The 19,143-nt window shown below is 68.5% G+C and carries 19 protein-coding genes; 15 read left to right on the top strand and 4 right to left on the bottom strand.

The window, feature by feature from the left end:
• Positions 1–115 precede the first annotated feature (115 nt).
• From ABB22_RS13860 to ABB22_RS13870, 3 genes are all read left to right on the top strand, one after another.
• Entirely contained in the window at positions 116–481 is a 366-nt protein-coding gene (locus ABB22_RS13860) for a DUF6164 family protein (RefSeq protein ID WP_055769929.1), read from the top strand.
• Positions 482–508: 27 nt separating this feature from the next.
• On the top strand, positions 509–1,258 hold the full coding sequence (locus ABB22_RS13865; protein WP_055769927.1) for a sulfurtransferase: 750 nt from the start codon (positions 509–511) through the stop codon (positions 1,256–1,258).
• A gap of 280 nt (positions 1,259–1,538) precedes the next feature.
• Complete coding sequence (locus tag ABB22_RS13870) at positions 1,539–2,528, top strand: LLM class flavin-dependent oxidoreductase (RefSeq protein WP_055769925.1); 990 nt, start codon at positions 1,539–1,541, stop codon at positions 2,526–2,528.
• 344 nt (positions 2,529–2,872) lie between these two features.
• Here the strand turns inward: ABB22_RS13870 and ABB22_RS13875 are convergent, their stop codons facing one another.
• Positions 2,873–3,550, bottom strand: a complete 678-nt coding sequence (locus tag ABB22_RS13875) for an exopolysaccharide biosynthesis protein (protein WP_057505279.1) — start codon at positions 3,548–3,550, stop codon at positions 2,873–2,875.
• Positions 3,534–4,850: a hemolysin family protein gene (locus tag ABB22_RS13880; protein ID WP_055769922.1), complete on the bottom strand. Its 1,317-nt coding sequence runs from the start codon at positions 4,848–4,850 to the stop codon at positions 3,534–3,536. The genes ABB22_RS13875 and ABB22_RS13880 overlap by 17 nt, the downstream gene beginning before the upstream one ends.
• Before the next feature lie 276 nt (positions 4,851–5,126).
• Between ABB22_RS13880 and ABB22_RS13885 the strand changes: the two genes are divergently transcribed.
• Positions 5,127–5,753, top strand: coding sequence for a DUF47 domain-containing protein (locus tag ABB22_RS13885; protein ID WP_055769920.1), 627 nt, complete (start codon positions 5,127–5,129; stop codon positions 5,751–5,753).
• A 12-nt stretch (positions 5,754–5,765) separates the two neighbouring features.
• Positions 5,766–6,887 carry an inorganic phosphate transporter gene (locus ABB22_RS13890; protein ID WP_055769918.1) on the top strand — a complete coding sequence of 374 codons (1,122 nt, stop codon included), beginning with the start codon at positions 5,766–5,768 and terminating at the stop codon, positions 6,885–6,887.
• Positions 6,888–7,103: 216 nt separating this feature from the next.
• Here the strand turns inward: ABB22_RS13890 and ABB22_RS13895 are convergent, their stop codons facing one another.
• Together ABB22_RS13895 and parE are read right to left on the bottom strand one after the other, a co-directional pair.
• Positions 7,104–8,591 (bottom strand): S10 family peptidase, encoded by a 1,488-nt coding sequence (locus ABB22_RS13895; RefSeq protein ID WP_055769916.1) that lies wholly within the window; start codon positions 8,589–8,591, stop codon positions 7,104–7,106.
• A 558-nt stretch (positions 8,592–9,149) separates the two neighbouring features.
• The gene (gene parE / locus ABB22_RS13900; RefSeq protein WP_055769914.1) at positions 9,150–11,039 is read right to left on the bottom strand and encodes a DNA topoisomerase IV subunit B; all 1,890 of its coding nucleotides are present in this window, start codon (positions 11,037–11,039) and stop codon (positions 9,150–9,152) included.
• Positions 11,040–11,201: 162 nt separating this feature from the next.
• Here parE and ABB22_RS13905 point away from each other — a divergent pair, with 162 nt between their 5' ends.
• The 10 genes from ABB22_RS13905 (at position 11,202) to truD (ending at position 19,135) form a co-directional block, all read left to right on the top strand.
• The gene (locus ABB22_RS13905) at positions 11,202–11,453 is read left to right on the top strand and encodes a hypothetical protein (protein ID WP_055769912.1); all 252 of its coding nucleotides are present in this window, start codon (positions 11,202–11,204) and stop codon (positions 11,451–11,453) included.
• Positions 11,454–11,644: 191 nt separating this feature from the next.
• Entirely contained in the window at positions 11,645–13,309 is a 1,665-nt protein-coding gene (pyrG, locus tag ABB22_RS13910) for a CTP synthase (protein ID WP_055769910.1), read from the top strand.
• A gap of 38 nt (positions 13,310–13,347) precedes the next feature.
• Positions 13,348–13,563, top strand: a complete 216-nt coding sequence (locus ABB22_RS13915) for a hypothetical protein (RefSeq protein WP_055769908.1) — start codon at positions 13,348–13,350, stop codon at positions 13,561–13,563.
• Positions 13,564–13,660: 97 nt separating this feature from the next.
• Positions 13,661–14,494, top strand: a complete 834-nt coding sequence (kdsA, locus tag ABB22_RS13920; protein WP_055769907.1) for a 3-deoxy-8-phosphooctulonate synthase — start codon at positions 13,661–13,663, stop codon at positions 14,492–14,494.
• A gap of 35 nt (positions 14,495–14,529) precedes the next feature.
• Positions 14,530–15,024 carry a hypothetical protein gene (locus tag ABB22_RS13925; RefSeq protein WP_152984185.1) on the top strand — a complete coding sequence of 165 codons (495 nt, stop codon included), beginning with the start codon at positions 14,530–14,532 and terminating at the stop codon, positions 15,022–15,024.
• Positions 15,021–16,313, top strand: a complete 1,293-nt coding sequence (gene eno / locus ABB22_RS13930; RefSeq protein WP_055769903.1) for a phosphopyruvate hydratase — start codon at positions 15,021–15,023, stop codon at positions 16,311–16,313. Before ABB22_RS13925 ends, eno begins: the two co-directional genes overlap by 4 nt.
• Positions 16,314–16,318: 5 nt before the next feature.
• Positions 16,319–16,669, top strand: a complete 351-nt coding sequence (ftsB, locus tag ABB22_RS13935) for a cell division protein FtsB (protein ID WP_055769901.1) — start codon at positions 16,319–16,321, stop codon at positions 16,667–16,669.
• Positions 16,666–17,364: a 2-C-methyl-D-erythritol 4-phosphate cytidylyltransferase gene (gene ispD / locus ABB22_RS13940; RefSeq protein WP_055769898.1), complete on the top strand. Its 699-nt coding sequence runs from the start codon at positions 16,666–16,668 to the stop codon at positions 17,362–17,364. The genes ftsB and ispD overlap by 4 nt, the downstream gene beginning before the upstream one ends.
• A gap of 50 nt (positions 17,365–17,414) precedes the next feature.
• Positions 17,415–17,915 (top strand): 2-C-methyl-D-erythritol 2,4-cyclodiphosphate synthase, encoded by a 501-nt coding sequence (gene ispF, locus ABB22_RS13945; RefSeq protein WP_055770378.1) that lies wholly within the window; start codon positions 17,415–17,417, stop codon positions 17,913–17,915.
• Positions 17,916–18,085: 170 nt separating this feature from the next.
• Positions 18,086–19,135 (top strand): tRNA pseudouridine(13) synthase TruD, encoded by a 1,050-nt coding sequence (truD, locus tag ABB22_RS13950; RefSeq protein WP_055769896.1) that lies wholly within the window; start codon positions 18,086–18,088, stop codon positions 19,133–19,135.
• Positions 19,136–19,143: the final 8 nt, after the last annotated feature.

The raw sequence follows: 19,143 nt of genomic DNA on the forward strand, positions 1-19,143 counted from the left end.
TCTGGCGAAGGTTTTCGAGTGAAGGTCCGGCGCCGGGATGCACGGCGCTCTGGCGCGGGCTCCACGGGCGCGGGGCATGCAAGGGTAGCGTATCGCCAGCGGGTATCATGGCGCGATGGCGAAACTGCTGCTCAATCTGCGCAACGTCGGCGAGGACGAAAGCCGCGAGGTCGGCGAACTGCTCGACCGCCACGGCATCGCCTGGTACCGCACCGAACCCAGCCCCTGGGGCATTTCCTTCGGCGGCATCTGGCTGCGCGAACGCGAGGATCATCCGCGCGCGAAGGAGCTGATGGCCGCTTACCAGGCCGAGCGCTCGCGGCGCGTGCGCGCCGAACGCGAGGCCGCGCTGCGCGATGGGACCGCCGAGACCTTCCGCTCGCTGTTCCGGCGGCGGCCGCTGTACGTGCTCGCCGTGCTGCTGGGCATGCTGGCCGCGGCGGCGCTGGTGCTGCTGCCGTTCATGCTGCTGCGTGGCTGAAGGCCGGCGGCGCCGTAAAATACGCCGATGATCGTCAATACCGCCGCCTATCACTTCGTTCCCGTCGCCGATGCCGACGCGCTGGCCGCCACCCTGCTGGAGCGCGCGCAGGCGTACGAACTGCGCGGCACGATCCTGGTGGCGGACGAGGGCATCAACCTGTTCCTGGCCGGCGGCCGCGACGGCATCGACGCCTTCTACGCCGGACTGAGGGCCGACGCGCGTTTCTCCGACATGCGGGTCAAGTACAGCTACAGCCACATGCAGCCGTTCGCGCGGCTCAAGGCCAAGGTCAAGCCGGAGATCATCAGTTTCCGCCGCGACGACGGCCAGCCGCTGGATTACCCGCGCGCGCCTTCCGTGGCCCCGGCCACGCTGCAGCGCTGGCTGCGGCAGGGGCACGACGACGCTGGCAGGCGTGTGGTGATGCTCGATACCCGCAACGAGCAGGAATTCGAGCACGGCACGTTTGCCGGCGCCCTGACCCTGCCGATCGCCCGCTTCACGGATCTGCCGGCGGCACTGGAGCCGCACCGCGCGGAGCTGGCCGACGCCACCGTGGTCAGCTTCTGCACCGGCGGCATCCGCTGCGAGAAGGCCGCGCTGTGGATGCGCAACGACGGCATGGACAACGTGCTGCAGCTGGAGGGCGGCATCCTCGGTTATTTCGAGGAGGCCGGCGGCGAGGGCTACGACGGCCGCTGCTTCGTGTTCGACGAGCGCGTGGCGCTGGACCCGCAGCTGCAGCCGCTGGTGGATACCGGCGTTCCCGCGTAGCGCGGGGCAATGCCCCGCTGGGGCATTGCCAGCCAGGCCCCGCCGGGCGCCGCCCGGCGCTACAGGAGGCAGCGCCTCGGTGATGTAGAGCGGGGCGACGCCCCGCTGGGTCGTGCAGTGAATGCCCTGCCGGGCGTTGATCCGCGCGGCGCGGCCCGGTTGCCGCGAGGTCGACGATGCCGCGCCGGAAAACAGTGTCCGGGCGATGGGCGTCATGGAAGCATGGGAATCTGGCCGCGACGCCCCATGTCTCTCCCGATACCCCGCAGGAAGCCGCCGCATGATTCCACTTTCCGTTCTCGACCTGGCCCCCGTCTGCGAAGGCGCTGCACCGGGCCAGGCCTTCGCCAACATGCTCGACCTCGCGCGGCATGCCGAGCGCTGGGGCTACCGCCGCTACTGGCTGGCCGAGCACCACAACATGCCGGGCATCGCCAGTGCGGCGACCTCGGTGCTGATCGGCCATGTGGCCGGCGGTACCTCGAGCATCCGCGTCGGCGCCGGCGGCATCATGCTGCCCAACCACTCGCCGCTGCAGGTGGCCGAACAGTTCGGCACGCTGGCCTCGCTGTATCCCGGGCGCATCGACCTGGGGCTGGGCCGCGCGCCCGGAACCGACCATGCCACCGCCCGCGCGCTGCGCCGCTACTTCGACAGCGCCGACCAGTTCCCGCAGGACGTGACCGAACTGCTGCACTACTTCGAACCCGTGCAGCCGGGGCAGGGCGTGCAGGCGGTGCCGGGCGCGGGCCTCGAGGTGCCGGTGTGGCTGCTGGGTTCCAGCTTGTTCAGCGCGCGACTGTCGGCGGCGATGGGCCTTCCGTTCGCCTTCGCCTCGCATTTCGCCCCGGACGCGATGGACGAGGCATTGGCGATCTACCGCCGCGATTTCCGCCCCTCCGCGCGCCTGCGCGCGCCCCGGGCGATGCTGGCGCTGAACGTGGTGGCCAGCGAATCGGAGGCGCAGTCGCGGCGCCTGTTCACCACCCAGCAGCAGAGTTTCGTCAACCTGCGGCGCGGCCGTCCCGGACGCATCCCGCCGCCGGTCGACGACATCGAAACGTTCTGGGAACCGCACGAGAAGGCGGGCGTGGAGCGGGCGCTGGCCTGTACGGTGCTGGGCGATCCGGCCCAGGTAGGCGAAGGGTTGGCGGCTTTCGCCGCGCGCCACCGGCCGGACGAAATGATGCTCACCGCCAACATCTTCGACCATGCCGCGCGGCTGCGTTCGTTCGAACTGGCGATGCAGGCCTGGCAGGCTCGGCACTGAGGTAGTGCCCTCGCGGGGCAATCCTCCCGCTGGGCTTCACCAGGAATGCCCCGCCGGGCGTCGCCCGGCGCTACAAGGCGCGGGGCTTCGACCGTGTAGAGCGGGGCAACGCCCCGCTGCGGCTCTACCGGGAATGCCCCGCCGGGCGCTGCCCGGCGCTACAGGGCGCCGTGTTCCGACCATGTAGAGCGGGGCAACGCCCTGCTGGGGCTTTACCGGGAATGCCCCGCCGGGCGCTGCCCGGCGCTACAAGGCGCCGCGCTCCGACCGTGTAGAGCGGGGCAACGCCCCGCTGGGGCTTTGCCGGGAATGCGCCGCTGGGCTTCGCCGGGTCCGGTCTGACGCTACAGGCCGCCGCTCCAGCGCTGGAAAAGATCGACGGCGTGGCTGGCAAGCTGCCCGGAGCCAAGCCCGAAGAACACGCAGGCGGCAACGGCGGCGATCCAGTTGAACAGCATCAGCGCGCCGTCGCGCTCGATCAGCGCCAGCGCGAACAGCAGCAGCTGGAAGCCGAACAGATAGTTGGTGAAGGGAATGGGCAGCGACAGCAGGATGCCGACCAGGACCAGCAGCAGGCCGCTGAATACCCGCGCCGGTAGCGGCCATACCAGCATCGGCAGGCGCGGCTTGAGCATCCGGTCCAGGCGCCGCAGCGGCCGGTCGATGCGGCCGAGGAAGCGGTGCATGGTGCCGCGCCTGGGGCCGCGCCGGGCGATGAAGCCCGGCACCCACGGCCGCGACAGCCCGCACAGCATCTGCAGGCCGATCAGCAGCACCAGCGGGCCGCTGACCGCGCCGCCGATGCCGGGAATCGGGATGAACGAGGGCAGGATGGCGACGAACAGGAACACGCCGAACGCGCTTTCCTGCAGGCCCTGCAGGATCTTCCCCAGTGGCTGGTGCTCGTCCGGGTCGCCCTGTTCGAACATCGCCAGCAGGGTGCGGATGCCTTCGTTGCGGTAGGCGCCCGAAGCCTGGTCCGGCCCTGGTTCGTCGCCCGGCCGGTCAGCCGGTGGTGTCATCGGCGTCTTCTTCCGGGAGCCGGCGCAGCAGCAGCTTGTCGATGCGTGCGCCGTCCAGGTCGACGATCTCGATGCGCCAGCCGGCCCAGTCGAAGTACTCGCCGGCGTGCGGGATGCGGCCGAAGAAATGCATGCACATGCCGGCCAGCGTGTAGTAGTCGCCTTCCTCGGCGTCGGGCAGCTCGACGCCGCCCATCAGCTCGCGCAGGTCGTCCACCGGCAGCGAGCCGTCCACCAGCAGCGAGCCGTCCTCGCGGGTGACCACCAGCGCGTCCTCGTCGGTGTTCTCCGGCGCCTGCAGGCGGCCGACCACCGCGCCCATCAGGTCGCTGATCGTCACCAGGCCCTGGATCTCGCCGTACTCGTCCACCACCAGCGCCATCGACTGGTGCTCCTCGCGGAAGATCTCCAGCAGCTTCATCGCATGGGTGGATTCGGAGACATAGAGCGTCTCGCGCAGGTTCTCGAACAGCGCGTGCGCGTTGCCCTGCAGGCGGCGCGTGACCAGCGACTTGACCTCGAGGATGCCGGCGATGTCCTGGTCGTTGCCGCGGTACACCGGATAGCGCGAGAAGGCATGCTCGTGCATGGTCTCCAGGTTCTTCTCCACATCGGCGTTGGTGTCCAGCCAGGCGATGCGGTTGCGCGGGGTCATCAGGCTGTCGGCGGTGCGGTCGCCCAGGCGCATGACCCGGTTCATCATGTCGCGCTCGTGGATGTCGATCACGCCGGCCTCATGGCTTTCGGCCACCAGCATGCGGATCTCCTCTTCGGTCACCGAGGCCGAATCGGTGTTGCCCAGGCCCAGCAGGCGCAGCACCAGCCGGGTGGTGCGCGAGAGCAGCCATACGAACGGGAAGGCGAGGGTGGCCAGCCAGCCCATCGGCATCGCCACCAGGCCGGCGATATCCTCCGAGCGGGTCAGGGCCAGCCGCTTGGGCACCAGTTCGCCGAAGATCAGCGTGACGAAGGTGATCAGGGTGACGGCCAGCGCCTTGCCCAGCGCGCCGGCGTAGGCAAAGCCGGGCATCAGGCCCTGGATCCACGCGGCGATGGCCTCGCCCAGCGCTTCGCCGCCGAGGAAGCCGGTCAGAACGCCGATCACGGTGATGCCGATCTGCACGGTTGACAGGAAGTTCTCGGGCTTCTCGGCCAGCGCCAGCGCGCGTTCGGCGCGCTTGCTGGAAGCGGACATCTGCTTGAGCCGGCTCTTGCGCGAGGTCATGACCGACATCTCGGACATGGCGAAGAAGCCGTTGAGCAGGATCAGGGCGAAAACGATGAGGATCAGTTCAAACACGGGTCGCTCCCCGGGTCGATGGCAGGGAGGGCGGGTGCTTGCGATGGCGGCAGGAGTCCAGGGGCGTGCCCGGGCGCTGCGGCGGGGGAGAAGGGTCGTCGTCCATAGGGTGCGCCCGCGGGGGCGCCGGCGCATCTTAGCAAACCGGCATGCGGGGCCGGCAAGCGCCTGTTCACTTTTGCCGGCCCGGAGGCGGCGGGAATACCCGAGAAGTCATCCAGCCGTCATAATTCGCCCCGGTGCCGTCCCTTCCGCGACGGCGAACAGGCATCCCCAATGTTTTCATTGCAGACCATTTTCGGCTCCGGCAAGCAGTTCTATACCTACCTCGACGAGGCCGCCCAGGCCGCCGCCGACAGCGCCAAGGCGCTGCACGCGATGATGCGCGAGGCCGACCGGCAGCCGGCTCTGGATGCGTTCAAGCTGGCGCGCCTGCGCGAGCGCGCCGCCTCGGACAAGATCAGCCAGGCGCTGGTGGACAGCTTCATGACCCCGATCGAGCGCGAGGACATCGAGGCGCTGGGCTCGGCGCTGTACAAGATCCCCAAGCAGATCGAGAAATTCGCCGATCGCTATTCGCTGGCTACCCAGCACCTGGCCCAGATCGATTTCGCCCCGCGCGCGGCGATGCTGGAGCAGGCTGCCGACGTGGTGGTGGAGATGGTCCGGGACCTGCGCCACATGAACATCGACCGCATGACGGCGATGAACGAGAAGCTGCGCGCGCTGGAGAACGAGGCCGACCGGCTGATGCTGGAGCTGTACCGGGAAATCTATTCCGGGCGCCTGGACAACCTGCAGATGTTCCTGCTCAAGGAGTTCTTCGAGATCCTGGAGAAGGCCATCGACCGTTGCCGCGAGGCCGGTGTGGTGGTCTACCAGATCGTGTTGAAGAACAGCTGACGGGGACGGTCGATGCTCACCCTCGTACTGGTGGTGATCCTGGCAGCGCTCGTCTTCGAGTTCATCAACGGCTTCCACGATACCGCCAACTCCATCGCCACCGTGGTGGCGACCAAGGTGCTCTCGCCCGGCTGGGCGGTGATGCTGGCCGCGGGCATGAACCTGCTCGGCGCGCTGACCGGCACCGCGGTGGCGCTGACCATCGCCAACGGCCTGCTGAATACCGACGTGGTCGAGGTCACCCCGCAGGTGATCCTGTGCGCCCTGCTCGGCGGCATCGTCTGGAACCTGATCACCTGGTGGAAGGGCCTGCCGTCCTCGTCCTCGCACGCGCTGATCGGTGGCCTGTGCGGCGCCGGCCTGGCTGCCGCGCACAACAACTGGGACGCGCTGATCTGGTCGCAGAGCGTCGGCAACTGGGCGCAGAACAAGGGCCTGTTGTGGAAGGTGTTCGTGCCCATGATCACCTCGCCGATCGCCGGCTTCCTGCTCGGCATCGTGGTGATGTGCCTGCTGTGGGCGATCATCGCCGGCATGGCGCGGATGGGCGGCGTGCTGCGGCGGCTGGCGCGGCCGCGCTGGGTCAACGCGTTCTTCGGCAAGGCGCAGATCGCCTCGGCCGCCTACATGGGTTTCGCCCACGGCCACAACGACGCGCAGAAGACCATGGGCATCATCGCCATGACCCTGATCGGCGCCGAGGCCACCGGCGCGCTCAATGACCTGCCGTCATGGCTGGCGTTCATGCACCCGGACGCGCATGCCGGTGACGGCATCGCGATGTGGATCGTGCTGACCTGTGCGGTGGTGATGGCCGCCGGTACCGCTTCGGGCGGCTGGAAGATCATCAAGACCCTGGGCCACAAGATGGTCAAGCTGCATCCGATCCACGGTTTCGCCGCGGAGACCAGCTCGGCCACCATCCTCACCCTGGCCGCGCACTTCGGCATGCCGGTCTCGACCACGCACAGCATCTCCACCGCGATCATGGGCGTTGGCTTCGCCAAGAACCCGAAGTCGCTGCGCATCGGCGTGATCGAGCGCATCGTCTGGGCATGGATCCTGACCATCCCGGCGGCCGGCGGCTGCGCCTACCTGATCCTGAAGTTGTTCGCCCTCGTCGGCTGGAACTGAACGACGCCGGGTTCGACCCGCAAGAAGAGGCCCGCCGGAACCTGCGTTCCGGCGGGCCTTTCGTTTGTGGGGGGTAATGTCTGGCCCCGGCTTGCTGCGGTCCGCCGCATGGCGGCGGTGCCGCATCGGGCCCTGCGCGGCGGGCGCGGCAGCGGATTGCCTGCGTCGAGGCGCCGCCGGGCGCAGCCCCCGTCGCGGGGCGCCGCGCCATCGTCCTCAGTTGCGCTGGTACATCGCGCGCACGTCGCGGCGGAACGCGGCCTGGCTGTCGGCGCGGCTGTAGAACATGTGCCCGCCCGGATAGCTGCGCACCTGCACGCGCTGCGGATCGCCCATGGCCGGCATCTGGTCCACGGTCAGGATCGAGCCCATGAACGGGCACGACAGGTCGTTCCAGCCGTGCACGACCAGCACCTGCAGGCGCGGGTCGATGGCCACCGCCTGGCGCAGCTGGGTGACGGCGCCGGCGCGCAGGTCGCCGTTGCGGTCCCACAGCCGGTTCACTTCATAGCTCAGCGCGTTGTAGCGGGCGTCGACCTTCCAGCCGACCACGCGGGTGGCGAAGTCCACCATCGCGGTGGTGGTCGGGGCGATGATGCTGTCCAGCAGCGGATCGTTGGCGCGCTGCTCCGGATCGGTGGGGAACGGGTCGAAGGCGGTGACGTTGGAGTCGTAGCGGCTGCCCAGCGTGCCCTTGTCGCGGAATACTTCGCGCAGGTAGGCCTGGGTTTCCAGGCGGCCGCCGGCGCGGCGCACGAACACCGGGTCCAGGCCGGTCAGTTCGACGACGCGGCGGATCATCGCCTCGGTGGCCTGCGGGTCGGAGCGGCCCTTCATCAACGCGGTGGCGTAATCACCGCGGGTGTATTCGACGACTTCGCGCATCGCCTCGTCGGTCAGCCGGCCCTGGCGCTCCAGGTGCGCGGCGGCGATCGAGGGCAGGGTCTGGATCCAGGCCATCGGCGAGACGTCGCTGTTGTCCTCCAGCGTCGGGCTCAGGTAGGGCGAGACCAGCACCAGCCCGTTCATCGCCACGCCCAGCCGGGTCTGCAGGTAGTGGGTGATGCGGGGGCCGCGGTAGCCGCCGTAGCTCTCGCCGGTGAGGTATTTGCGCGAGGTCATGCGCTGGTTCTTCAGCAGCCAGTCGTAGACCGTGCGCGACAGGTATTCGACGTCGGCGGTGGGGGTGAAGAACTGCTTCTTCGCTTCCTCGTCGGGAATGCGCGAGCGGCTGAAGCCGGTGCCGACCGGGTCGATGAACACCAGGTCGGTGAAGTCCAGCCAGGTGCCGGGGTTGTCGCGCAGGGTGGCCGGGGCCGAGGCGCTGTCGCCCTCGCTGCCGAAGGTGACCACCTTCGGGCCGATCGCGCCGAGGTTCAGGTAGACCGAGGAAGCGCCGGGGCCGCCGTTGAGGGCGAAGGTGACCGGGCGGTCCTTGCCGGGCATCGTGTAGGCGGTGAACACCACGTCGCCGATGATCTTGCCCTGTGCATCGCGCACTGGCAGCGAACCGACGGTGGCGGTGTAGTCGAGGGTGCGGCCTTCCAGGCGCATGCTCTGGCGGGTGGAGGCATCGGCCGGAAGCGGGGCGGGGGCGGCCGCGGCGGCCTTGTCCTCGCCAGCGGCATCGGCGGGCTTGGCCGGCGCGGGGGCGGCGAACAGCAGGCCGGCGCCGAGCGCGGCCACGTACAGCAGGTGTTTCATGCGGATGACCACAGGATCAGGGAATTCCTGATCCTATGCCTGCAAGGAGAGCGGCAAATGTGCTCAAAGCCATGGAGAACCTGCCTGCAGGCGCACAGCATGATGCGCTTCTGCGAGCAGGGAGCCAGATCGTCCCTGCGCTCCGGCAGCGCCAGGGCGGCCCGTCCATCGCCGGAGTGCCTGTGCCGTCGCCACGGCAGGCGGCAATGAATCGCCGGGATCAGACTTCCAGTGAAGCCAGGTCGCCTTGCTCTCCAACCGCGCCAGGCCGGCCTGTCCGTTGCCGGAGTGCCCGTGCCGTCGCCACGGCAGGTGGCAATGAATCGCCGGGATCAGACTTCCAGCGAAGCCAGGTCGCCCTTGCTCTCCAGCCGCGCCAGGCCGGCCTGTCCGTTGCCGGAGTGCCTGTGCCGTCGCCACGGCAGGTGGCAATGAATCGCCGGGATCAGACTTCCAGCGAAGCCGGGCCGCCCTTGCTCTCCAACCGCGCCAGGCCGGCCTGTCCGTTGCCGGAGTGCCTGTGCCGTCGCCACGGCAGGTGGCACTGAATAGCCGGGATCAGACTTCCAGTGAAGCCAGGTCGCCCTTGCTCTCCAACCAGCCTTTCCGATCGCCAGCCCGCTTCTTCGCCAGCAGCATGTCCATCAGCGAGCGGGTCTGCTCGTCGTCGTCCACGGTCAACTGCACCAGCCGGCGCGTATCGGGGTGGATGGTGGATTCGCGCAGCTGCGCCGGGTTCATTTCGCCCAGGCCCTTGAAGCGGGTGACGCTGAGCTGGCCGCGGATCTTCTCGCGCTCGATCTTCTCCAGCAGCGAGCGCTTTTCTTCCTCGTCCAGTGCATAGAACACCTGCTTGCCCACGTCCACGCGGAACAGCGGCGGCATCGCCACGAACACGTGGCCGGCGGCGACCAGCGCGGGGAAGTGCTTGAGGAACAGCGCGGCGAGCAGGGTGGCGATATGCAGGCCATCCGAGTCGGCGTCGGCCAGGATCACCACCTTGCCGTAGCGCAGGCCGGAAAGATCGTCCTTGCCCGGGTCGCAGCCGATGGCGATGGCCAGGTTGTGCACTTCCTCCGAGGCCAGCACGCTGCCCGACGCCACTTCCCAGGTGTTGAGGATCTTGCCGCGCAGCGGCAGGATCGCCTGGAAATCCTTGTCGCGGGCCTGCTTGGCGCTGCCGCCGGCCGAGTCGCCTTCCACCAGGAACAGCTCGGTGCGCGACAGGTCCTGGCTGATGCAGTCGGCCAGCTTGCCGGGCAGGGCCGGGCCCTGGGTGACTTTCTTGCGGACGACCAGCTTCTCGGTCTTCAGGCGCGCGCTGGCGCGCTCGATGGCGATCTGGGCGATCTTCTCGCCGACCTCCACGTTCTGGTTCAACAGCAGGCTGAAGGCGTCGTGCGAGGCGCTTTCGACGAAGCCGGCGGCCTGGCGCGAGGACAGGCGCTCCTTGGTCTGGCCGCTGAACTGCGGGTCGGTCATCTTCAGCGACAGCACGAACGACACGCGGTCCCACACGTCTTCCGGCGCCAGCTTGACGCCGCGCGGCAGCAGGTTGCGGAAGTCGCAGAACTCGCGCAGCGCCTCGGTCAGGCCGGTACGCAGGCCATTGGCATGGGTGCCGTGCTGGGCGGTCGGGATCAGGTTGACGTAGCTTTCCTGCACCAGCTCGCCTTCCGGCAGCCAGGCAACGGCCCAGTCGACGATTTCGGTTTCCTTCTTCAGGCTGCCGGTGAACAGGTCGGCGGGCAGCATTTCGCGCTCGCCCAGTTCGGCCTTCAGGTAGTCGCGCAGGCCGTCCTCGTAATACCAGGTGTCGACTTCGCCGGTGGCCTCGTCGGTCAGCCTGACGGTCAGGCCCGGGCACAGCACGGCCTTGGCGCGCAGCAGGTGGCGCAGCGCGCGCACGTTGAACTTCGGCGTGTCGAAATACTTCGGATCCGGCCAGAAGCGCAGGCGGGTACCGGTGTTCTTGCGGCCGACCGTGCCGACCACCTCCAGCGGGCTGGCGCGGTCGCCGTCGCGGAAGCTGATGCGGTGTTCGCTGCCCTCGCGCTTGATGTGGATCTCCACCAGCGTGGACAGCGCATTGACCACCGACACGCCCACGCCGTGCAGGCCGCCGGAGAAGGTGTAGTTGCGGTTGCTGAACTTGCCGCCCGCGTGCAGGCGGGTCAGGATCAGTTCTACGCCGGGGATCTTCTCCTCCGGGTGGATGTCCACGGGCATGCCGCGGCCGTCGTCGCTGACCTCGCAGCTGCCGTCCTTGAACAGCACGACGTCGACGGTTCTCGCGTGCCCGGCCAATGCCTCGTCCACCGAGTTGTCGATGACTTCCTGCGCCAGATGATTCGGGCGCGCGGTGTCGGTGTACATGCCGGGGCGGCGTTTGACCGGGTCCAGGCCGGAGAGGACTTCGATGTCGGCGGCGTTGTAACGGGCGTTCATGTATCTCGATAAGGCGCTGATGCGACGGGCAAGTTTGCGGTCTGCCGGCGGAATTTGCACGCCGGTGTTCAGTGCGGGGAGAGGCGGGTGGAGGTATCCTGTGCGGGCTGGACAAGTACGCAACCGGCCCCTGTGGGTCGGTGGAAACTCCGGAGGATGAGAATGAAATCGTCGAAATTGCTGGTTCTGGCCGTGGCTGCCGCCGCCGTCGTGGCGGTGCCGCTGGTGATGGCGCAGAGCGCCGACAAGGGCAAGACGGGCGAGACCGCCCAGGACGCCGCCGTGGACAAGGCGCAGAACGAGGCCGAGCAGAAGGCCAAGCGCCGCGCCGCCGCCGCCGCCCAGGAAAAGGCGAAGGGCGAGCAGTCCGCCCCGCGCGAAGAGGAAGAAGAGGAAGCGCGCAAGCGTCGCTGACGCGCGTTTCCGCTGGACAGGGACGCCCCGGCCCAGGCCGGGGCGTCTTTTTTGTTGCGTCACCGTGGCGGCCGGGCTGCAGGCCGTGGCCGCCGTGCCGCGGGGCGGGATTTTTCGAGGTCGCCGCATGCCGCGCTTGGGTGTTCGCGCGACAACCTTTAAACTAGGGCTTTCCGGGAGGCAAGTGAGCCATGACCCCCCTTATTTTCGTTACCGGTGGTGTGGTGTCCTCGCTTGGCAAGGGCATTGCCGCCGCGTCGCTGGCCTCCATCCTCGAGGCGCGTGGCCTGAAGGTCACGATGATGAAGCTGGATCCGTACATCAACGTCGATCCGGGCACCATGAGTCCGTTCCAGCATGGCGAGGTCTACGTCACCGATGACGGCGCCGAGACCGACCTGGATCTGGGCCATTACGAGCGCTTCGTCCATACCCGGCTGAGCCGCAAGAACTCGGTCACCACCGGGCGCATCTACGAGAACGTGATCCGCAAGGAGCGCCGCGGCGACTACCTCGGCGCGACGGTGCAGGTGATCCCGCACATCACCGACGAGATCCGCCGTTGCATCGACGAGGCCACCGAAGGTTTCGACGTGGCGCTGGTGGAGATCGGCGGCACCGTCGGCGACATCGAATCGCTGCCGTTCCTTGAAGCCATCCGCCAGGTGCGCACCGAGCGCGGCCCGGAGAAGGCGCTGTTCATGCACCTGACGCTGGTGCCGTACATCGGCGCCGCCGGCGAGCTGAAGACCAAGCCGACCCAGCATTCGGTCAAGGAACTGCGTTCGATCGGCATCCAGCCCGACGTGCTGCTGTGCCGTTCCGAGCAGGCCATCCCGGATTCGGAACGGCGCAAGATCTCGCTGTTCACCAACGTCTCCGAGCGCGCGGTGATCAGCGTGCCGGACGTGGAAGTGCTGTACCGCGTGCCGATGGGCCTGCATGCGCAGGGCCTGGACGACATCGTGGTCAACCAGCTCAAGCTCGCCGACAAGGCCGGTCCGGCCGACCTGTCCGAGTGGGAGGCGGTGCTGGATGCGGCGCTGCACCCGCTGGACGAGGTGACCATCGCCGTGGTCGGCAAGTACGTGGACCACCAGGACGCCTACAAGTCGGTCGGCGAGGCGCTCAAGCACGGCGGCCTGCGCCAGCGCACCCGGGTCAACCTCAAGTGGCTGGAAGCGCAGGAGCTGGAAGAGTCCGGCATGGCCGCGCTGGAAGGCGTGGACGGCATCCTCGTGCCCGGTGGTTTCGGCGACCGCGGTTTCGAGGGCAAGGTGCTGACCTCGCAGTACGCCCGCGAACACCGGCTGCCGTATTTCGGCATCTGCTACGGCATGCAGGCGGCGGTGGTGGATTACGCACGCCACGTGGCCGGGCTGGAAGGCGCCAACAGCACCGAGAACGACCGCCAGTCGCCGAACCCGGTGATCGGCCTGATCACCGAGTGGCGTACCGCCAGCGGCGAGGTCGAGAAGCGCGACGAGAAGTCCGACCTGGGCGGCACCATGCGCCTGGGCCTGCAGGAGCAGCGCCTGAAGCCGGGCACGCTGGCGCGCGAGCTGTATGGCAAGGACGTGGTGGCCGAGCGCCACCGCCACCGTTACGAGTTCAACAACCGCTACCGTACCCAGCTGGAAGACGCCGGCCTGGTGATCTCCGGCAAGTCGATGGACGACACGCTGGTGGAAGTGGTGGAGCTGCCGCGCGAGGTGCACCCGTGGTTCCTGGCCTGCCAGGCGCACCCGGAGTTCCTGTCCACGCCGCGCGGGGGCCATCCGCTGTTCATCGGCTTCATCCGCGCCGCGCGCGAGAAGAAGGCCGGCGGCAAGCTGTTGAAGGAAGCGCGGGCGTGAATCGCCCGCCGCCATCCGGTGGCCGGTTGCAGCGGCGCATGGCCCGCTGGTTCATGGTCGCCGGGGTGGCGGTGTATCCGCTGGTGTTGATGTTCTACCAGGGCTGGCGCTCGCAGTCGGGGCTTGCCGACAGCCAGGGGCTTGGCCTTTTCTACGCGCTGCTGATCGCGACCGTGATCGCCGTACCACTGCTGCTGGTGGCGCTGGCGCTGTGGATTTCCAATCGCAGCCCCGATTTAAGCAGAAACGGGTGAACAGGAACGAGGAGCGAACCGGAGCCACCGCTGCTTCACTCGTTCCCCGCTTCTTTCCACTCGTTTCTTGTCCTTGGCCCATTAACCGGGAAACAGTATGAAACTTTGTGGATTCGACGTCGGCCTGGACCAGCCGCTGTTCCTGATCGCCGGCCCCTGCGTCATCGAGTCGATGCAGCTGCAGCTCGATACCGCTGGCAGGCTCAAGGAAATCACCCGGAAGCTGGGGATGAACTTCATCTTCAAGTCCAGCTTCGACAAGGCCAACCGCACCTCCGGCACCAGTTTCCGCGGCCCGGGCCTGGAAGAAGGCCTGAAGGTGCTGGCCGAGGTGAAGAAGCAGATCGGCGTGCCGGTGCTGACCGACGTGCACGAATACACGCCGATGGACGAAGTGGCCTCGGTCGTCGACGTGCTGCAGACCCCTGCCTTCCTGGTGCGCCAGACCGACTTCATCCGCAAGGTGTGCAGCGCCGGCCGGCCGGTGAACATCAAGAAGGGCCAGTTCCTGTCGCCGTGGGACATGAAGCCGGTCGTGGAAAAGGCCAAGTCCACCGGCAACAACGACATCATGGTCTGCGAGCGCGGCGCCAGCTTCGGCTATAACAACCTGGTCAGCGACATGCGCTCGCTGAGCGTGATGCGCGATACCGGCTGCCCGGTGGTGTTCGACGCGACCCATTCGGTGCAGCTGCCCGGCGGACAGGGCAGCAGTTCCGGTGGCCAGCGCGAGTTCGTGCCGGTGCTGGCGCGTGCGGCGGTGGCGGTCGGCGTGGCCGGCCTGTTCGCCGAGACCCACCCCGATCCGTCCAAGGCGCTGTCCGATGGCCCCAACGCGTGGCCGCTGGACAAGATGGAGGCGCTGCTGGAGACCCTGCTGGCGCTGGACTCGATCACCAAGAAGAACGGGTTCCTGGAGAGCACGCTCTGATGATCCGGAGTGTTGGGCGGATGGGCGCTGCATGCATGCAGCGTGTTGTCCTCGCCATGGCCTGCGTACTGGCCGCGCCCGTGGGCGATGCCGGTGCATGTGTCACGGACCCGCCGCTCAGGACTCCGGAGCCGCGCGAGGCCGCGCGTGGCGCCGACATCGTGGCCGTCATCCATGTCGATCATGTCGAACCCTTGACCGCGCGGGAACGGGCCGAAACCGATCGCCTGTTCACGACGCCGGGCGCAGGGCCGTTCGTTCCTCCCGCCCCCTCGGCGCGTTTCAGCGTGCGCCGTGTGCTCAAGGGCGATATCCCGGTCGGTGCGGTGATACGCAACGGCCCCACCAGCTGCGAGGTGTATCTGGCGGAGGGCGGCGATTACGTATTGTTCGCCATGAAACCACCTGCGCCGGGCGACCGGATCGTACCGATGGATGCTACCTTTCGGCTGGACAATACCGGATACGACGCGGCCAGACTGGCCGAAGTGGAATCCTCCCTCACTCACTCCAACTCACTTTCACCATGACCACTATCGCCAAGATCCACGCCCGTGAAATCCTCGACAGCCGCGGCAACCCCACGCTGGAAGCCGAAGTCACCCTGGCCGACGGCTCGTTCGGCCGTGCCGCGGTGCCCTCGGGTGCCTCGACCGGCACCAAGGAGGCGGTGGAACTGCGCGATGGCGACAAGACCCGTTACCTGGGCAAGGGCGTGCGCGATGCGGTGGCCAACGTCAACGGCCCGATCGCTGCGGCGCTGAAGGATTTCAATGCCGAGGACCAGGCCGGGCTGGACCGCCGCCTGATCGACCTGGATGGCACCGAGAACAAGGGCCGCCTGGGCGCCAATGCGCTGCTGGGCGTTTCGATGGCCGCCGCGCATGCCGCCGCCGCCTCGAATAAGCAGGCGCTGTGGCAGTACCTGGCCGGCAAGACCGGCGCCACGCCGTCGCTGCCGGTGCCGATGATGAACATCATCAACGGCGGCGCGCATGCCGACAACAACGTCGATTTCCAGGAATTCATGGTGCTGCCGGTCGGCTTCGGCTCGTTCGGCGAATCGCTGCGCGCCGGCACCGAGATCTTCCACGCGCTCAAGTCGGTGCTCAAGGGCCATGGCCTGAGCACGGCGGTGGGCGACGAAGGCGGCTTCGCGCCGGACTTCCGCAGCAACGTCGAGGCGCTGGACACCATCCTGGAAGCCATCGGCAAGGCCGGCTACACCGCGGGCGAGGACATCCTGCTGGGCCTGGACGTGGCCTCCAGCGAGTTCTACGAGAACGGCAAGTACAACCTGGTCGGCGAGAACAAGCGCCTGACCTCCGAGCAGTTCGTCGACTTCCTGGCCGACTGGACCGCGCAGTACCCGATCATCACCATCGAGGACGGCCTGGCCGAGAACGACTGGGCCGGCTGGAAGCTGTTGACCCAGCGCATCGGCAGCAAGGTGCAGCTGGTCGGCGACGACCTGTTCGTGACCAACCCGAAGATCTTCGCCGAAGGCATCGAGTCGGGCACCGCCAATGCGATCCTGATCAAGGTCAACCAGATCGGCACCCTGAGCGAGACGCTGGAAGCGATCGCCATGGCCGACAAGGCGCACTACGCGGCGATCGTCTCGCACCGCTCGGGCGAAACCGAGGACACCACCATCGCCGACATCGCCGTGGCCACCACCGCCACCCAGATCAAGACCGGCTCGCTTTGCCGCAGCGACCGCGTGGCCAAGTACAACCAGTTGCTGCGCATCGAGGAAGCGCTCGGCGGCAACGCGCGTTACGCCGGGCGTGACGCGTTCGTCTCGCTCAAGCGCTGACGCCGATGCGCGACTGGCGCTGGCTGCTGCTGGTGCTCGCGGTACTGCTGGCATTGCTGCAGTACCGCTTCTGGTTCGGCCCGGGCAATTCGGGTGAGGTGATGATGCTCGAGGCACAGGTCGCCAACCAGAAGCGCGACAACGAAGGCCTGCAGCAGCGCAACGACGCGCTCGCCGCCGAGGTGAAGGATCTCAAGGAAGGCGAGGCCGCCATCGAGGAGCGCGCGCGCAGCGAACTGGGCATGATCAAGCCGGGCGAGAAGTTCTACCGCGTGGTCGAGGACGCGCCCGTCACGCGGCCGGCCGCGGCGCAGGCGCGCGCGCATGACGCCACGACGCAGGAGGTCGTGCCATGACCACGCAGGTCTGGGCCGTGGTGCCCGCCGCCGGCCGCGGCACCCGCTTCGGCGGGCCGGTGCCCAAGCAGTACCTGCTGGCCGCCGGCGAACCGCTGCTGGCGCATGCGCTGGCGGCGCTGCTGTCGCATCCGGGCGTGGCCGGGGTGATGGTGGCCATCGCCGAGGACGATGCCGACTGGCCGGGCTGGAGCGATTTCGCCGGCAAACCGGTGCTGACCTGCACCGGCGGCGATACCCGCGCCGCCTCGGTGCTGGCCGGGTTGCAGGCCCTGCCGGAGAGCGTTCGCGCCGACGATTTCGTGCTGGTGCACGACGCGGCGCGCCCGAACCTGCCGGCGGGCGACCTGGGCCGGCTGCTGGAAGTGGGGCGCGCCGATCCGGTCGGCGCGATCCTCGCCGCACCAGTGCGCGACACGCTCAAGCGCGCTGGCGACGACGGCGGCATCGACCGCACCGAGCCGCGCGAGCGGCTGTGGCGTGCGCTGACGCCGCAGCTGTTCCGCCGCCACCAGTTGACCCGGGCCCTGGCCGACGCGACCGGCGCCGGCGTGGAGGTGACCGACGAGGCCATGGCCATGGAGCGCCAGGGCGCGCGGCCGCTGCTGGTCGAGGGCGACGAGTGCAACTTCAAGGTCACCACGCCGGCCGACCTGGCCCGATTCGAATTCGAGCTGTCGCGACGCGGCGGCTGATCTCCCTGCCGGCGCCCGTCGCCGGCATTGCAACGATGTACGGTACCGCCATGAATCCTTCCGCTCCGTTTCCTCCCCTCCGCATCGGACAGGGCTACGACGTCCATGCCTTCGGCGAAGGCGACCACGTCATGCTCGGCGGCGTGCGCGTGCCGCACCGTTGCGGCGTGCTTGCGCACAGCGATGGCGACGTGATCCTGCACGCCCTGTGCGACGCCATGCTCGGCGCGCTGGCGCTGGGCGACATCGGCCAGCATTTCCCGCCCAGCGACGACCGCTGGAAGGGCGCGGACAGCAGCGATTTCGTGCGCCATTGCAACGGCCTGCTGCGCGAGCGTGGCTGGCAGGTGGGCAATGCCGACATCACCGTGATCTGCGAGCGGCCCAAGGTCGGCCCGCATGCGCTGGCCATGCGCGAAACGGTGGCGCAACTGCTGGGCATCGCCCTGGACCGGGTCAGCGTCAAGGCCACCACCAGCGAGAAACTGGGCTTCACCGGCCGCGAGGAAGGCATCGCCGCGCAGGCGGTGGTGCTGCTGGTTCCGGCATAGCCGCCGCGGATCGCCCCGCATTTCCGCAGGAGCGGCTTCAGCCGCGAAAAGGCCGCCGGCCCAACCCCGCGCCTGGCCTGGGCAAAGGCGGGAGAAGGCATGAAAGCCCCCTTCGCGGCTGAAGCCGTTCCTACGAAAATACCGGCCAGACATCGTTCCACAGGACTGACATGACCGATCTTCCCGCGCTTCCCCTTGCCTACGGTGTACCGGTACTGCGCGCGCTGATGCGCAGCGTGCCGGAGGACTTCCAGGTCGATGAACTGCCCGCCTTCGAGGCGAGCGGCGAGGGTGAGCACCTGCTGCTGGACATCCGCAAGCGCGGCGCCAACACCGTGGCCGTGGCCAGGCAGCTGGCGCAGTGGGCCGGCGTGCCGCAGATGGGCGTCAGCTATGCCGGGCAGAAGGACCGGCATGCGGTGACCACGCAGCGCTTCAGCGTGCACCTGCCCAAGCGCGTCGCGCCGGACCTGGCGCTGCTGGAATCGGACGAAGTCCATGTGCTGGCCTCGACCTGGCACAACCGCAAACTGCAGCGCGGCGCGCTGGCCGGCAACCGCTTCAGGCTGGTGCTGCGTGAAGTGCGGGGCGAACGCCCTGCCATCGACGAGCGCCTGCAGGCCATCGCCGCGCGGGGCCTGCCCAACTGGTTCGGCGAGCAGCGTTTCGGCCGCGATGGCGGCAACGTGCCGGCCGCGCTGGCGATGTTCGCCGGCCGCCGGGTGCGCAAGGACCAGCGCTCCATGTTCCTGTCGGCGGCGCGTTCGGCGCTGTTCAACCGCGTGCTGGCCGCGCGGGTGGAACAGGGCAACTGGGACGGCGCGCTGGAGGGCGAGGTGTGGATGCTCGACGGCAGCCGCTCGGTGTTCGGCCCCGAGCCGATGAGCGAAGCCCTGGCCGAGCGCCTGGCGCGGTTCGACATCCATCCCAGCGGGCCGTTGTGGGGGGCGGGCGAACTGCGCGCCACCGGCGCGGCGCTGGAACTGGAGCAGGCGGCGCTGGCCGACGAGCAGGCATTGGCGCTGCGCGCCGGCCTGGAACAGGCCGGATTGAAGCAGGAGCGGCGCGCGCTGCGCCTGCGCCCGGCGCTGATGCAGCACGCCTGGCTGCAGGACGACATGCTGGAACTTTCCTTCGCGCTGCCGCCGGGCTGCTATGCCACCGCGGTGCTGCACGAACTGGGTGAAGTGAGCGAAGCCCCGCACCCGCAGGCGACCTAGGGCTGCGC

It is taken from the genome of Stenotrophomonas nitritireducens, from assembly GCF_001431425.1.
In the GTDB taxonomy this organism is placed as follows: Bacteria; Pseudomonadota; Gammaproteobacteria; order Xanthomonadales; family Xanthomonadaceae; genus Stenotrophomonas; species Stenotrophomonas nitritireducens.